General features: G+C 62.1%; 14 protein-coding genes. 2 read left to right on the plus strand and 12 right to left on the minus strand.

The features are described from left to right. Positions 1–4 precede the first annotated feature (4 nt). The 9 genes from mltG to V5F23_RS19705 all read right to left on the minus strand — a co-directional run bounded on the left by mltG (position 5) and on the right by V5F23_RS19705 (position 7,323). Entirely contained in the window at positions 5–1,165 is a 1,161-nt protein-coding gene (mltG, locus tag V5F23_RS19665) for an endolytic transglycosylase MltG (protein ID WP_080964300.1), read from the minus strand. Positions 1,166–1,168: 3 nt separating this feature from the next. After that, a complete protein-coding gene (gene pabC, locus V5F23_RS19670) occupies positions 1,169–1,984 on the minus strand; it encodes an aminodeoxychorismate lyase (RefSeq protein ID WP_047736423.1) in 816 nt (271 codons plus the stop codon). Then, the gene (gene fabF / locus V5F23_RS19675; RefSeq protein ID WP_047736424.1) at positions 1,984–3,228 is read right to left on the minus strand and encodes a beta-ketoacyl-ACP synthase II; all 1,245 of its coding nucleotides are present in this window, start codon (positions 3,226–3,228) and stop codon (positions 1,984–1,986) included. Before fabF ends, pabC begins: the two co-directional genes overlap by 1 nt. A 108-nt stretch (positions 3,229–3,336) precedes the next feature. Continuing rightward, positions 3,337–3,573, minus strand: a complete 237-nt coding sequence (gene acpP, locus V5F23_RS19680) for an acyl carrier protein (protein ID WP_003175607.1) — start codon at positions 3,571–3,573, stop codon at positions 3,337–3,339. A 191-nt stretch (positions 3,574–3,764) separates the two neighbouring features. Further along, the gene (gene fabG, locus V5F23_RS19685) at positions 3,765–4,508 is read right to left on the minus strand and encodes a 3-oxoacyl-ACP reductase FabG (RefSeq protein ID WP_042728825.1); all 744 of its coding nucleotides are present in this window, start codon (positions 4,506–4,508) and stop codon (positions 3,765–3,767) included. Positions 4,509–4,523: 15 nt separating this feature from the next. Further along, entirely contained in the window at positions 4,524–5,462 is a 939-nt protein-coding gene (gene fabD, locus V5F23_RS19690; RefSeq protein WP_338496191.1) for an ACP S-malonyltransferase, read from the minus strand. A gap of 123 nt (positions 5,463–5,585) precedes the next feature. Then, positions 5,586–6,596: a phosphate acyltransferase PlsX gene (plsX, locus tag V5F23_RS19695; RefSeq protein ID WP_080922030.1), complete on the minus strand. Its 1,011-nt coding sequence runs from the start codon at positions 6,594–6,596 to the stop codon at positions 5,586–5,588. A gap of 3 nt (positions 6,597–6,599) precedes the next feature. Continuing rightward, positions 6,600–6,782, minus strand: coding sequence for a 50S ribosomal protein L32 (gene rpmF, locus V5F23_RS19700; RefSeq protein WP_003179396.1), 183 nt, complete (start codon positions 6,780–6,782; stop codon positions 6,600–6,602). A gap of 13 nt (positions 6,783–6,795) precedes the next feature. Then, positions 6,796–7,323, minus strand: coding sequence for a YceD family protein (locus V5F23_RS19705; RefSeq protein WP_003204262.1), 528 nt, complete (start codon positions 7,321–7,323; stop codon positions 6,796–6,798). 105 nt (positions 7,324–7,428) lie between these two features. Here V5F23_RS19705 and V5F23_RS19710 point away from each other — a divergent pair, with 105 nt between their 5' ends. After that, a complete protein-coding gene (locus V5F23_RS19710) occupies positions 7,429–8,007 on the plus strand; it encodes a nucleoside triphosphate pyrophosphatase (protein ID WP_047736425.1) in 579 nt (192 codons plus the stop codon). 76 nt (positions 8,008–8,083) lie between these two features. On the opposite strand, the gene V5F23_RS19715 is transcribed toward V5F23_RS19710, so the two are convergent. The 3 genes from V5F23_RS19715 to rluC are packed head-to-tail and all read right to left on the minus strand — an operon-like array spanning position 8,084 to position 10,701. Further along, positions 8,084–9,073, minus strand: coding sequence for a S49 family peptidase (locus tag V5F23_RS19715; RefSeq protein WP_338496194.1), 990 nt, complete (start codon positions 9,071–9,073; stop codon positions 8,084–8,086). A 19-nt stretch (positions 9,074–9,092) separates the two neighbouring features. Beyond that, positions 9,093–9,755: an HAD-IIIA family hydrolase gene (locus tag V5F23_RS19720; protein WP_123578337.1), complete on the minus strand. Its 663-nt coding sequence runs from the start codon at positions 9,753–9,755 to the stop codon at positions 9,093–9,095. Beyond that, positions 9,745–10,701 (minus strand): 23S rRNA pseudouridine(955/2504/2580) synthase RluC, encoded by a 957-nt coding sequence (gene rluC, locus V5F23_RS19725; protein WP_042728826.1) that lies wholly within the window; start codon positions 10,699–10,701, stop codon positions 9,745–9,747. The genes V5F23_RS19720 and rluC overlap by 11 nt, the downstream gene beginning before the upstream one ends. Before the next feature lie 698 nt (positions 10,702–11,399). Between rluC and rne the strand changes: the two genes are divergently transcribed. Continuing rightward, a complete protein-coding gene (gene rne, locus V5F23_RS19730) occupies positions 11,400–14,627 on the plus strand; it encodes a ribonuclease E (protein WP_338496198.1) in 3,228 nt (1,075 codons plus the stop codon). Positions 14,628–14,806: the final 179 nt, after the last annotated feature.

Consider the following 14,806-nt stretch of genomic DNA (forward strand, 5'->3'; position numbering starts at 1 on the left):
AGAGTCATTGCGGGCTCGGCGGCTCGCTGGCATCCGGCCCTGGAGCCGGTTGCTGCGCCGGTACCTGGGGCACGGCTTCGGGTTGTGTGTCGGGCGAGGCCGCCGGAATCGGGGCCTGCCCGTCCGGCGCGGTCGGGGCCGGGCTGGAACGGTAATCGGCACGGCGCTTGAGCTGGAACTCGCGCACAGCGTTGTTATGCGACTCCAGGTCGTCGGAGAACACATGGCTGCCGTCGCCTCGGGCGACGAAGTAGAGGCTGTCGCCCGGTGTCGGGTTCAACGCCGCATGAATCGCTTCGCGGCCCACCATCGCAATCGGCGTGGGCGGCAAACCCGGAATCAGATAGGTGTTGTACGGGTTTTCTTCCTTGAGGTGGGCACGGGTGAGCTTGCCGGTGTAGCGCTCGCCCAGGCCGTAGATGACCGTGGGATCGGTTTGCAGCAACATGCCCAGGCGCATGCGCCGTACGAATACGCCGGCGATCTGGCCGCGTTCCTGGGGCACCCCGGTTTCCTTCTCCACCAGCGACGCCATGATCAGCGCCTGATAGGGCTGGGTGTAAGGCACATCGGCGGCACGCTGGGCCCACTCCTTGGCAAGCACGTCTTCCAGCCGGTCATAGGCTTTGGCCAACAGCTCGACATCCGAGGTACCGCGCACGAAGCGATAAGTGTCGGGGAAGAACCGCCCCTCGGGGAACACGCCGGGATGCCCGAGGCGCTCCATGACCTGGCTGTCGCTCAGACCGGCAAGGGTCTGCTGCAGCTTGTCGGTCTTGGCCAGCGCTGCACGCACCTGGCGGAAATTCCAGCCTTCCACGAAGGTCACGCCGTACTGCACCACTTCGCCGCGCTTCCAGACACTGATCAGGCCTTCCATGGTCATGCCCGGCACCATCCGGTACTCACCGGAGTGCAACGGCTGGTCGGCCAGATTGAAGCGCCAGTAGATGCGCAGCCAGAAAGCGTCCCTGATCAGGCCGTCGGCCTCCAGGCGCTTGAGGGTCCCGGTCGGGGTGGTCCCGTTGGGTACGTCCAGCATTTCTTCCTGGGTGATGTTCAGCGGCTGTTGCAGCGCCGAATGAATCTTCCAGGCAGAAACGCCCATCAGCAGCCCTGCCAGAACCAGTCCGGTCTCCAGCAGCAGCAAGAATTTACGTCTCACGAATCAGGCATCCAATAACGCGCGGGCAAGGGTCTGCAGTTTACGGGTGAGCGGCCCAACCGACCAGCGTGCCGAACCACATGCGCGCACGGGCCACACGCCATAGACGCTGTTGCAGACGAAGACTTCATCGGCCTGGTGCAGTTGTTCGAGGGGAATATCGGTGATGTCGGTGGCGATACCCAGGGACTCGGCTTGAAACAATAATTCCGCGCGCATCACCCCGGCCACGCCGCAGCGGCTCAGGTCCGCGGTGATCAATGCGCCATCGCGCACCAGGAACAGGTTGCTGAACACCCCTTCGATCACTCGCCCGGACGCATCCAGCATGAGGCCTTCGGTGTACTGTGCATCGGTCCATTCGGCCCGGGCCAGCACCTGCTCCAGGCGATTGAGGTGCTTGAGGCCTGCGAGCAAGGGCTGCTCGGACAAGCGTACGGTACAGGGAAACAGATGCACGCCTTGTTCGGCATGGGCGGCAGGATAAGCCGGCGGCGGGTTACCCTGCAGGATGCGTCGTACCGGGGCGGATGGGTCCGTCGCATAACCGCGCAGGCTGTCGCCGCGGGTCACGATCAACTTCAGCACGCCGTCACCCAGCCTTAGGGCGTAGGCCTCCAGCTCGATGCTCAGCGCCACCGGGTCAACCTTCAGCGCCAGCCGCCGGCAGCCATTTTCCAGGCGTTGCAGGTGGCGCGCCAGCAGCAGCGGTCGGCCGCCGCGCACGGCGATGGTTTCAAACACCCCATCGCCATAAGCCAGGCCGCGATCTTTCAGCGACAGGACGTCGGCCGGCAGACCGTCGACCCAGCTCTCCATCAACCGGCGAACCGGCGGAACACCAGCGAGCCGTTGGTCCCACCGAAGCCGAAGGAGTTGGACAACACCACGTCGATGTCCATGCCGCGGGCCGTGTGCGGCACGAAGTCCAGGTCGCAGCCTTCGTCCGGCTCGTCCAGGTTGATGGTCGGCGGCGCCACCTGGCTGTTGATCGCCAGCACGCTGAAGATCGCTTCAACCGCCCCTGCCGCACCCAGCAGGTGACCGGTCATGGACTTGGTCGAACTGACCGCCAGCTTGTAGGCGTGATCGCCGAACACCGTCTTGATCGCCTGCGCCTCGGCCAGGTCGCCGGCCGGGGTCGAGGTGCCGTGGGCGTTGATGTACTGCACCTGGTCGCCATTGATCTTAGCGTCACGCAGGGCGTTGGCGATGCAGCGGGCCGCACCGGCGCCATCGGCGGGTGGCGAGGTCATGTGGTAGGCGTCGCCGCTGGTGCCAAAGCCGATCAATTCGGCATAGATGGTCGCGCCGCGCGCCTTGGCGTGCTCCAGTTCCTCAAGCACCAGTGCTCCAGCACCGTCGGACAACACGAAACCATCGCGGCCCTTGTCCCATGGCCGGCTCGCGCGGGTCGGCTCGTCGTTGCGGGTCGACAAGGCACGGGATGCGCCGAAGCCGCCCATGCCCAGGCCACAGGCCGCCATCTCGGCGCCGCCGGCAATCATCACATCGGCTTCGTCGTACATGATGTTGCGCGCGGCCATGCCGATGCAGTGAGTACCGGTGGTGCACGCCGTGGCGATGGCGTAGTTGGGTCCCTGTGCGCCGAGGTGGATCGACAGGAAACCGGAAATCATATTGATGATCGAGCCCGGCACGAAGAACGGAGAAATCCGTCGCGGCCCCGAATCGTGCAGCGTGCGGCTGGTTTCTTCGATATTGGTCAAGCCGCCAATACCCGAGCCCATGGCCACGCCGATGCGTTCACGGTTGGCGTCGGTGACCTCCAGGCCGGCGTTGCGCACTGCCTGGAAACCGGCTGCCAGGCCGTATTGAATGAACAGGTCAAGCTTGCGAGCTTCCTTGACCGACAGGTATTCCTCGACATTGAAACCCTTTACCGAGCCGCCAAAACGGGTGGAATAGGCAGAAAGGTCGGTGTGTTCGATCAGACCAATGCCACTGCGGCCAGCCAGAATGCCCTGCCAACTGCCCGGCACATCCGTGCCCAGTGGGGACAACATACCCATACCGGTGACTACGACGCGTCTACGCGACACAGCACTCTCCTTTTTCTAATGACGACTTTGCATCAGGCCTAAAGAAAAAACCGCACGCCGTTATGGCAGTGCGGTTTTTCCATGACAGCGAGCAACGACTAAAAACGATTACGCCTGGTGGCTGGTAACGTAGTCGATAGCAGCTTGTACAGTAGTGATCTTCTCAGCTTCTTCGTCAGGAATCTCGGTCTCGAATTCCTCTTCCAGAGCCATCACCAGCTCAACGGTGTCAAGGGAGTCGGCACCCAGGTCTTCAACGAAGGAAGCGGTGTTCACAACTTCTTCTTCTTTAACGCCCAGTTGCTCGGCAACGATTTTCTTGACGCGCTCTTCGATGGTGCTCATACCTTGTTTTCACTCCTAATGGACAAATTCAGGCAGCTGGCCAGTGGGTAAGTGTATAGAAGAACTTTTCGGTTTTTCAACCGAAAGCTTCACTCCTCAAACCCTGTGGCCCGCTGTCTATAAATTGATTGCAGCTTTATAACGGATTTTAGACAGCTCGTATGACATTTTTTTGAAGCAATCCGTCACATTTAACTCATGTACATCCCGCCGTTCACCGGGATTGTAGCCCCGGTCACGTATGCCGCACCGTCCGACGCAAGAAAAGCGACCACGGACGCGATTTCTTGAGCTTGCCCCAGACGACCCAGCGGAATCTGCGTCTGCAGGGCTTCACGTTGCGCTTGCGGCAGTTCGCGGGTCATGTCGGTGTCGATGAAACCCGGAGTCACCGAGTTTACCGTAATCGACCGCGAACCCACTTCACGCGCCAGTGCACGGCTGAAGCCTTCCAGGCCGGCTTTCGCCGCAGCATAGTTTACTTGGCCTGCGTTGCCCATGGCACCCACAACCGAACCGATACTGATAATTCGGCCCCAACGAGCCTTGGTCATGCCACGCAACACGCCCTTGGACAGCCGGTACAGACTGTTCAGGTTGGTATCGACAACGTCGAACCATTCGTCATCTTTCATGCGCATCATCAGGTTATCGCGGGTGATGCCGGCATTATTGACCAGGATCGCCGGTGCACCGAACTGCTCCTGAATGCTGGCCAGCACGGCCGCAACGGATTCGTCACTGGTGACGTTCAGCTCAAGGCCGGTACCTTGGATGTCATGTTCCTTCAGGGTCGCGGCGATGCGCTCGGCGCCCGCGGCGGAGGTCGCGGTGCCCACGACGATGGCGCCTTGGCGACCCAGTTCCAGGGCGATGGCCTGGCCGATGCCACGGCTTGCACCGGTCACCAGTGCAACTTTACCTTGCAGACTCATGCAAGCTTCTCCTGTTCAGGCCTGCGCTGCGCGGGCGGCAGCGAAAGCGTCTGGGGTATTGAGGTTGGAAGTCGACACGCCTTCGGCGCAGCGTTTATTCAGGCCAGCAAGCACTTTGCCAGGGCCGCATTCAACCAGTTCAGTGGCGCCCTTGGCGGCCAGGGTCTGTACCGACTCGACCCAGCGAACCGGCTTGTAGAGCTGTTCCAGCAGGTCACGCTTGAGCGTCTCGAGGTCCGCCGCCACGCCGGCGCTGACGTTCTGCACCACGGGAATCTGCGGCGCCTGCCAATCGATGGCCGCGATAGACTCGGCAAAGCGCTCGGCGGCCGGACGCATCAGCTCGCAATGCGATGGCACGCTGACCGGCAACGGCATGGCGCGCTTGGCACCACGGGCCTTGCAACCTTCGATGGCGCGCTCGACTGCCGCCTTTGCACCGGCGATCACCACCTGGCCCGGCGAGTTGAAGTTCACCGCGCTGACCACATCACCTTGCGCCGCTTCGGCACAGGCAGCCAGCACATCGGCATCTTCCAGGCCCAGGATCGCGGCCATGCCGCCCTGTCCGGCCGGAACGGCCTCCTGCATCAGTTGACCACGACGCTCCACCAGCTTGACGGCCTCGCCGAGGCTCAGGCTGCTGGCGGCTACCAAGGCGCTGTATTCGCCCAGGCTGTGACCCGCGACGAATGCCGGACGCGCACCGCCTTCAGCCAGCCACAGGCGCCAAAGCGCGATCGAGGCGGTAAGGATGGCCGGCTGGGTCTTATCGGTTTGATTGAGCTGTTCTTCCGGTCCCTGCTGGGTCAGCGCCCACAGGTCATAGCCAAGGGAATCGGAAGCTTCTTTGAATGTTTCAAGGATCAGCGGGTATTGCGCGCCCAGCTCGGCCAGCATGCCGAGGGACTGCGAACCTTGTCCTGGAAAGACGAATGCGAGGGAAGCAGACATGAAAACAAAGCCCCTAATGATCTTGTCGTCAGAAAGTGACGCCCCTGGAGGCGCTAGGAAACTGACAGTTGGATGGCCGGTTGAACCAGCCGGTCACATTTAAGCATTGTCGGAAGAAAACGCCTAAGTTAACAAATCTTCGAGGCGACCATGCAGGCGCTCGGGAAGGTTCTCCTGGATCTCGATCACCGCGCGATTGATCGCACTCTGAAACCCCTGCACGCCCGCCGAGCCGTGGCTCTTGATCACAATGCCCTGCAATCCGAGAAAGCTGGCGCCGTTATGCCGAGCCGGCGCCAGGTCGGCCTGCAACCGGCGCATCAAGGGCAACGCCAGGGCGCCCACCACGCGCGAGGCCAGGCTTTGCCTGAACAGTGCTTCGATGCGCTCGCTGATCATCGTTGCCAGGCCTTCGCTGGATTTAAGCAGGATGTTGCCGACAAAGCCGTCACAAACCACCACGTCCGCCTCGCCGCGGTACACGCCATCGCCTTCGACGAAACCGATGTAGTTGATGCCCCGGGCGTTTTGCAGCAGGGTGGCCGCCAGCTTGACCTGCTGGTTGCCCTTGATGTCTTCGGTGCCAATGTTCAGCAGCGCCACCCGTGGGCGCGCGATGCCCAGGGTCTGCGCCGCGACCGAGCCCATCACGGCAAACTGCAGCAGATGCTCGGCACTGCAATCGACGTTGGCTCCCAAGTCGAGCAGTTGACAGAAACCGCGCTGGGTCGGGATCGCCGCCACCATCGCCGGCCGGTCGATACCAGGAAGGGTCTTGAGCACATAACGTGACAGCGCCATCAATGCACCGGTGTTTCCTGCACTGACACAGGCCTGAACCTTACCATCGCGCAGCAGCTCAAGGGCCACCCGCATCGAGGCGTCGGGCTTGCCGCGCAAGGCTTGCGCCGGCTTTTCGTCCATGGTGATGACTTCGGACGCCGGGGTAATCGTCAGGCGCGCGCGATCGACAGCCGATTGGCCGTTGAGCATGTCTTCCAGGAGGGAGGGTTGACCGACGAGGGTCAGGTGCAGCGAGGGCGTAGCATTCAGACAAGCAAGGCTGGCCTGAACAATGCTGCGGGGACCGAAGTCCCCGCCCATTGCGTCAATCGCGATGACTTGAGCGGACAAGGATTACTCGTCAGCGCCCTTGTCGATCACTTTACGACCACGGTATACGCCTTCTGGCGATACGTGGTGACGCAGGTGAACTTCACCAGTGGTTTTTTCTACAGACAGGGTGCTAGCCTCGAGAGCGTCGTGCGAACGGCGCATGTCACGGGCAGAGCGGGATTTTTTGTTCTGCTGAACAGCCATAATTGATTAACTCCTAAACGTTTGGGTCACGCTTTAACTGCGCCAATACACTGAACGGGTTGGACCGCGTTACCTCGTCCTCGCTCGGTTCGGGCTCATCTGCTCCCGCCGGCTGCTGGCATTCTTCCGGATGATGAGCAGGCACAATGGGCAAGGCGAGCAGAAGCTCCTCCTCGATCAGTGACTGCAGATCCAATGGATCTTCGCCCAGTTCCAGCACGTCATAACCTTTCGGCAACGACTGGGTATTCGCACCCTCCTTCACCACGGCGTAACTGCATTCGCTGTGGATCGGCAGGGTGACCAGCTCAAGACAACGCTGGCAAACCATTTTGACTTCAGTGTCGATAAAGCTGTGGATCACCACAGATTTACGTTCATCTCGTTCAAAAACGAATTTAGCCTGGACCGTACCGACGTCGTCGGAAAGCGGGTCGCAGAGTCTCTTCAAATCGGCCAGCAGCAGTTCACCCTGGAGGGTGGTGCCACGGTCAGCCAATTTGCGCGGGTCAACGTGAGGTGGAATCGGGTCATTCAACATAGGCGCAGCATTATAGGGATACACCCTGCCATGTCAAAGGAAATTCAGCCCTGTCCGTCACTTGCGCGCCTCGCTAGAATTCGCCCCTGCCTATCGGAGATGCCCATGCTGCCTTTATTACTTGCCTCCAGCTCGATCTATCGGCGCGAACTGCTCGCCCGCCTGGGGCTGCCGTTCGTCTGCAGCGCCCCCGACATCGACGAAAGCCATCGCCCCGGCGAGTCGGCGCACGAACTGGTCCAACGCCTGGCCCGGGAAAAAGCCCAGGCACTGGCCGGCAGCCACCCAGCCCACCTAATCATCGGTTCGGACCAGGTGGCGGTGCTTGGCGAGCGCATCCTCGGCAAACCACACACCTTCGAAAACGCCCGCGAACAACTGCTCGCCGCCAGCGGCACCCAGGTCACCTTTCTGACGGGACTGGCGCTGCTCAACAGCCAGACCGGAGCCTGCCAGGTCGATTGTGTTCCGTTCACCGTCAATATGCGCACGCTGGACGCGGCGCGCGTCGAACGCTACCTGCGGATCGAACAACCTTATGATTGCGCCGGCAGCTTCAAGGCGGAAGGGCTTGGCGTCAGCCTGTTCCAGAGCACCGAAGGCCCTGATGCCACCAGCCTGGTCGGCCTGCCGCTGATTCGCCTGGTGGACATGCTGCTGGCCGAGGGTGTGCAAATCCCCTGATTCATCAGCCCCCGGCAGACACTGAACCTGTGGCGAGGGGGTTTATCCCCTCACCCCATGAGACAGCGCACGCCAATCAGCGCAGCGTCGGCCCTTGAAAGCCCATCCACATCGCCAAGTGCTCGGCGATGCTGGCCCCCAGCTTTTTCGAGAAGCGGTCGAACGGCGACTCTTCGACAGTGAAGTCCACCAGGTCTTTCTGACCGATGACATCACGTGCTACCGAGCTGGCACTGCCCAGGCCATCGATTAGGCCCAGTGGCAGCGCTTGCTCCCCCGACCAGACCAGCCCGGAGAACAGTTCGGGATGCTCCTTGTCCTTCAGGCGCTCGCCCCGGCCTTTCTTGACGCTGGCGATGAATTGCTTATGAGTGGTGTCGAGCACACCCTGCCAGAAAGCGGTTTCTTCCGGCTTTTGCGGCTGAAACGGGTCAAGGAACGATTTGTGCTCACCAGAGGTGTACACCCGACGCTCCACGCCCAGCTTTTCCATGGTCCCGACAAAGCCATAGCCGGCCGCCGTCACACCAATGGAGCCCACCAGGCTAGCCTTGTCGGCGTAGATCTGGTCCGCCGCACTGGCGATGTAATAGGCGCCGGATGCCCCGAGATCGGAAATGACCGCGTACACCTTGATATCCGGGTGCAACCCGCGCAACCGCACGATCTCGTCATAAACGTAGCCCGACTGCACCGGGCTGCCGCCAGGGCTGTTGATGCGCAGCACCACGCCCTTGACCTTCGGATCCTCGAACGCGGCTCGCAGACTGCCGACGATATTGTCCGCGCTGGCGGGCTCCTTGTCGGCGATCATGCCTTCGATGTCGATCAGCGCGGTATAGGCCGAGCCGCTGACAGCGCTTTTCTCCATGTCCATCAGCGGCGTGAACAGCGCCAATGCCACAAAGAGATAGGTAAACGTCAGTAACTTGAAGAAAATGCCCCAGCGACGGGAGCGACGCTGTTCCTGCACGCTGGCCAACAGGGTCTTTTCCAACAGCTTCCAGCTTTTGTCATCCCCGCCCTCGACGCTCGCCTTGGCAGGTGCCTTCCATTCATCGGTCATGCGTGGTTCCCCAGCAAACTTAATGGGCCCGCCGGCTCAGCCAGGCGTGCAACTCAGGAAAATGATCAATGGCCAACCGTGGTTCGAATGCCCTCAGCGCCTCGATCGACTGAGCCCCGTAGCTGACCGCCACCGAGCCCATGCCGGCATTGCGCGCCATTTGCAGGTCGAACGACGAGTCGCCCACCATCAGCGCTTGCTCCGGGCGCATGTTGCAATGCGCCAGGATCTGCTCAAGCATCAGAGGGTGCGGCTTGCTGGCAGTTTCATCGGCGGCGCGGGTGATATCGAAATAATCGTCCCAGCCATGGGACTTGAGCACCCGGTCCAGCCCGCGACGAGCCTTGCCGGTCGCCACGGCCAGGCGATAACCTTCGGCGCGCAGGGCATGCAGGGTATCCGCCACGCCATCGAACAACGGCGAAGGCTCGGCCTCCAGCGCTATATAGTGGTCGGCATAGTGCTGACGAAAAACCGGCAACGCAGCGTCGTCGATCTCCGGATAAAGGCTGCGGATGGCTTCCGGCAATCCCAGGCCGATGATGCCCTTGACGGCACTGTCGTCGCACCGCACGAACCCCATGCGATCCGAGGCGGCATGCATCGCCTCCACGATCCGATCGATGGAGTTCGCCAGCGTGCCATCCCAATCGAAGATCAGTAGCTTGTAATCAGGATGCACTCAACCGCTCCACGGTCTTGGCCCACATCTCATCCACAGGGGCCTGCAATTTCAGCTCACTGCCATCGGGCAACGGCACAGTGAGCATGTAGGCGTGAAGGAACAGGCGCTTGCCGCCCAGTTCGCGGATTTCCTTGGTGAAATCCTCATCTCCGTACTTGCTGTCACCGGCGATGCTATGCCCGGCATGCAGGGTGTGGACACGAATCTGGTGGGTGCGACCGGTCACTGGCTTGGCCTCGACCATCGTGGCGAAGTCACCGAAGCGGCGCAGCACCTTGAACACGGTCAAGGCCTCCTTACCCTCTTCATTGACCTCGACCATGCGTTCGCCGGACCGCAGGTTGCTCTTGAGCAACGGTGCACGCACTTGCTTGACGGACGTCTCCCAACGCCCGCGCACCAGGGCCATGTAGCGCTTATCGACGCCATCGCCGCGCAGTTGCTCGTGCAAATGCCGCAACATGCTGCGTTTCTTGGCGATCATCAGCAGACCGGAGGTGTCGCGGTCGAGGCGATGGACCAGCTCCAACTCCTTGGCATCCGGACGCAACTGACGAAAGGCTTCGATCACACCGAAGTTCAGCCCGCTGCCACCGTGAACCGCAATGCCTGCGGGCTTGTTGATCACGATCAGGGCTTTGTCTTCATGGACAATCGAGGCTTCGAGGCGCTGCAAGAGGCCTTGGGCCAGGGGCACCGGCTCATCGCGCTCGGGCACCCGGACGGGCGGCACGCGCACGACATCACCGGCCTGGAGCTTGTATTCGGGCTTGATCCGTCCCTTGTTCACCCGCACTTCGCCTTTACGCAAAATGCGGTAGATCAAGGTCTTGGGCACGCCTTTGAGCCGGGCCAGCAGGAAATTATCGATTCGTTGGCCGGCATATTCCGGCGAGACCTCAAGCAGTTGAACGCCTGGGGTCGAGGGGGCAGTCGTTGTCATGGCGGCGATCATAACAATTTTTTATGGAATTGAAGCACTTAATCATTGCTGCTATAGTCGCGAACGCCGCCAAAAGTGGCTGGACAGCGGACTAACGGTCAAAAACCGGCCCTGACCAACGCAATTCACGAGGACGAGAGGCCGTCCTACGGGGCTTTCGCTACGAACGGTAGAGTTTGCAGGTGTAACGAGCGCAGGTGACATGAGGCCTGAAATACGCCGCAAAGCAGAGTTCTGACTCGCCTTGCGCGCCACATTCACGGCCAGTTCACAAAGTGCAGTCAGCTACGAACGACCCCGAGCGAGAGCTTCGGAAACAACGCCTAAATTAGCCATGATGCGTGACCTCCCCTTTCGGAGCTCACGGTAAATGCCAACCCGCTGCGGATTCTGCGCGCGGCAGCACCCGAATTATCAGGGATACGTGTAGGGTGGAGATGTACAACCGTCGGACTGTGTAGCACTAGGCTTATATTTAGACGCTTCATCTCGTCCACAGGCGTCGGTTGATTCCTCCTCCTGACTGAGTGCTTGAGTACCAGCAAGCAGGACGCGTCCGTCGCGACTTCGCCATCATTGGGTCGAACTCGCTGGACACTGGGGTGGCACTGCCACTTCCAGGACGCACCTGACACCGACCGTGAGAAGTCGTGTGTGCCGAACGCCGTTTCCGGCAGCCCGGAAACCGACGGTACTACATGAAAAGAATGCTGATTAACGCAACTCAACCCGAAGAGTTGCGTGTTGCACTGGTAGACGGCCAGCGCCTCTACGACCTGGATATCGAATCCGGTGCACGCGAGCAGAAGAAGGCCAACATCTATAAAGGCCGGATCACTCGCATCGAACCAAGCCTTGAGGCTGCCTTTGTCGATTTCGGCTCCGAGCGCCACGGCTTCCTGCCCCTCAAAGAAATCTCCCGCGAATACTTCAAGAAGGCCCCTGAAGGCCGCGTCAACATCAAGGACGTCCTGAGCGAAGGCCAGGAAGTCATCGTCCAGGTCGAGAAAGAAGAGCGTGGCAACAAGGGCGCCGCCCTGACCACCTTCATCAGCCTGGCCGGCCGTTACCTGGTCCTGATGCCGAACAACCCGCGCGCCGGCGGCATCTCGCGTCGCATCGAAGGCGAAGAGCGCAACGAACTGCGTGAAGCCCTCAACGGCCTGGTCGCCCCCGCCGACATGGGCCTGATCGTGCGCACTGCCGGCCTGGGCCGCAGCAGCGAAGAGATGCAGTGGGACCTCGACTACCTGCTGCAACTGTGGACCGCCATCAAAGAAGCCTCGCTGGATCGCTCCGCGCCGTTCCTGATCTACCAGGAAAGCAACGTGATCATCCGCGCCATCCGCGATTACCTGCGCCAGGACATCGGCGAAGTGCTGATCGACAGCGTCGAAGCCCAGGACGAAGCCCTGACCTTCATTCGCCAGGTGATGCCGCAGTACGCCAGCAAGATCAAGCTCTACGAAGACAGCGTACCGCTGTTCAACCGTTTCCAGATCGAAAGCCAGATCGAGACCGCCTTCCAGCGCGTCGTCGAACTGCCGTCCGGCGGCTCCATCGTCATCGACCCGACCGAAGCCCTGGTGTCCATCGACATCAACTCGGCCCGCGCCACCAAAGGCAGCGACATCGAAGAAACCGCCCTGCAGACCAACCTTGAAGCGGCCGAGGAAATCGCCCGTCAATTGCGCCTGCGCGACATCGGCGGCCTGATCGTCATCGACTTCATCGACATGACCCCGGCCAAGAACCAACGCGCCGTGGAAGAAAAAGTCCGTGAGTGCCTGGAAGCCGACCGCGCCCGCGTCCAGGTCGGTCGCATCTCGCGCTTCGGCCTGCTGGAAATGTCTCGTCAGCGCCTGCGTCCATCCCTGGGCGAAAGCAGCGGCATCGTCTGCCCACGCTGCAACGGCACCGGCATCATCCGTGACGTCGAGTCGCTGTCCCTGGCAATCCTGCGCCTGATCGAAGAAGAAGCCCTGAAGGACCGCACCGCCGAAGTGCGTGCCCAGGTGCCGATCCCGGTGGCCGCGTTCCTGCTCAACGAAAAACGCAACTCGATCACCAAGATCGAACTGCGCACCCGCGCCCGTATCGTCATCCTGCCGAACGATCACCTCGAGACGCCGCATTTCGAAGTGCAACGCCTGCGCGATGACAGCCCGGAAGCCCACACCAACCAGTCCAGCTACGAAATCGCCGCTGCCGCTGCCGAAGTGGAAGACGTCCAGCCGGCCGCCGCCACCCGCACCCTGGTTCGCCAGGAAGCCGCGGTCAAGACTGCACCGGCTCGCGCCAACGCTCCGGTGCCGACCGAAGTGGTTGCCCCGGTTGCCGCACCGGCCGCCGCGCCGGAGCCAAGCCTGTTCAAAGGCCTGGTGAAGTCGCTGGTCAGCCTGTTCGCCACCAAGGAAGAGCCCGCCGCACCGGCCGTCGTTGCCAAGCCTGCCGCACCCGAGCGCCCTGCCCGCAACGAGGAACGCCGCAACGGTCGCCAGCAGACCCGCAACCGCAACGGTCGTCGCGACGAAGAGCGCAAGCCGCGTGAAGAACGTGCCCCTCGTGAAGAACGCGCCCCACGCGAAGAGCGTGCACCGCGTGAAGAGCGCGCCCCACGTGAAGAGCGCCAGCCGCGCGAACTGCGTGAGGACGCACCCGCCGTAGCCCGCGAAGAACGCGCACCGCGTCCGCCGCGTGAAGAGCGCCAGCCGCGCGCACCTCGTGAAGACCGCAAGCCACGTGGCGAGCGTGAAGAACGCGTGCGCGAGCTGCGTGAGCCACTGGATGCCGCCCCGGCTGCCGCCGCCCCGACTGAAGAGCGTCCGGCCCGCCAGCCTCGTGAAGAGCGCGCACCGCGTCCTCCACGCGAAGAGCGTCAGCCACGTGCCGAGCAGGCCGCCGCCGCGGCCAGCGAAGAAGAAGTGCTGAACGCCGAAGAGCAACTGCAGGAAGATGGCCAGGACACCGCCGAAGGCGATCGTCCACGCCGCCGTTCCCGTGGCCAGCGTCGTCGCAGCAACCGTCGTGAGCGTCAGCGCGACGCCAACGGCAACGTGATCGAAGGTTCGGAAGAGTCCGAATCCACCGAGAACGCCCCGGCCCCAAGCGCTGCCGACCTGGCTGCCGGCCTGGCCGTGACCGCGGCCGTTGCCAGCAGCGCCATCAGTGCCAACGCCGAAGCCGAGGCTCACCAGCAGGCCGAACGCGCCACCGCTGCCGTGGAAAGCGCCTCGGTTGCTGAAGCGCCCGTGGTTGAAGCCACCACGCCGGTAGAAGCAGTCGCTGCACCGGAAGTGGAAGTCGCCCCGGCGGTTGAATCCCAACCAGAAACGCCAGTCGCCGCCGAGCCTGCACCAGTCGTCGAGCAGCCTGTGGTTGCCGCTGAACCGGCCGTTGAAGCCCCCGCTGTCGAACAAGCAGCGGAGCCGGTGCGCGAAGAGCAAACCGCGTTCAACTGGAACGCCGAGCCAGCCGCTTCGGCACCGGTGGTCGAGCCAGAGCCGACGCCAGAGCCAGTGAAGGCGATCGAGCCTGCCGTGGTCGAGGCAGCGCCAGTGGTCGAAGCACCCGTGGTCGCCCCGGCGCCCGCCCCCGTGCAAGAGCCGGCACCTGCCAGCGCCTTGACTGAAAACGGCCGTGCACCGAACGATCCACGTGAAGTGCGTCGCCGCAAGCGTGAAGCCGAGCGTCTGCAGAAGGAAGCCGAACAAGCTGCCGCTGCCGCTGCTCAAGCGCCTGCCGCCGAGCCTGCGCCGGTCGTGGAAATCGTCGAGGCACCAGCCCCGGCCGCTGAAACCGTCGCTGAATCGGCCCCGGCTGAATCGACTCCAGTGATCGACGAAGCGCCTCACAGCGCTGAAGAAGTCGCCCCGCGTCACACTGAAGCCCTGGAAAAAGAGCACGAGCCTAAACCTCACGCTTGATTCCAGCGCCCAGTAAAAAGCCCCGCCCGGTCATGCCCGGCGGGGCTTTTTTATGCCTTGTCCCGCCGCAATCAAACGCTGCCGGACTTGAACAACCGCCCCTTCAACCTGTGGGAGCGAGCTTGCTCGCGAAAGCGATGGGTCAGCGTGCAGGGTGGTTGACTGTAACGCCGCCTTCG

This window comes from Pseudomonas sp. WP18 (assembly GCF_036689585.1).
Classification (GTDB): Bacteria; Pseudomonadota; Gammaproteobacteria; order Pseudomonadales; family Pseudomonadaceae; genus Aquipseudomonas; species Aquipseudomonas chlororaphis_E.

Coding starts and splice junctions, on each gene's coding strand:
- fabG (WP_042728825.1), bottom strand. CDS start 4,508: ATGAGTCTGCAAGGTAAAGTTGCACTGGTGACCGGTGCAAGCCGTGGC.
- rpmF (WP_003179396.1), bottom strand. CDS start 6,782: ATGGCTGTTCAGCAGAACAAAAAATCCCGCTCTGCCCGTGACATGCGC.
- V5F23_RS19710 (WP_047736425.1), top strand. CDS start 7,429: ATGCTGCCTTTATTACTTGCCTCCAGCTCGATCTATCGGCGCGAACTG.
- acpP (WP_003175607.1), bottom strand. CDS start 3,573: ATGAGCACCATCGAAGAGCGCGTCAAGAAAATCGTTGCCGAGCAACTG.
- fabD (WP_338496191.1), bottom strand. CDS start 5,462: ATGTCTGCTTCCCTCGCATTCGTCTTTCCAGGACAAGGTTCGCAGTCC.
- rne (WP_338496198.1), top strand. CDS start 11,400: ATGAAAAGAATGCTGATTAACGCAACTCAACCCGAAGAGTTGCGTGTT.
- V5F23_RS19715 (WP_338496194.1), bottom strand. CDS start 9,073: ATGACCGATGAATGGAAGGCACCTGCCAAGGCGAGCGTCGAGGGCGGG.
- pabC (WP_047736423.1), bottom strand. CDS start 1,984: ATGGAGAGCTGGGTCGACGGTCTGCCGGCCGACGTCCTGTCGCTGAAA.
- rluC (WP_042728826.1), bottom strand. CDS start 10,701: ATGACAACGACTGCCCCCTCGACCCCAGGCGTTCAACTGCTTGAGGTC.
- V5F23_RS19705 (WP_003204262.1), bottom strand. CDS start 7,323: ATGTTGAATGACCCGATTCCACCTCACGTTGACCCGCGCAAATTGGCT.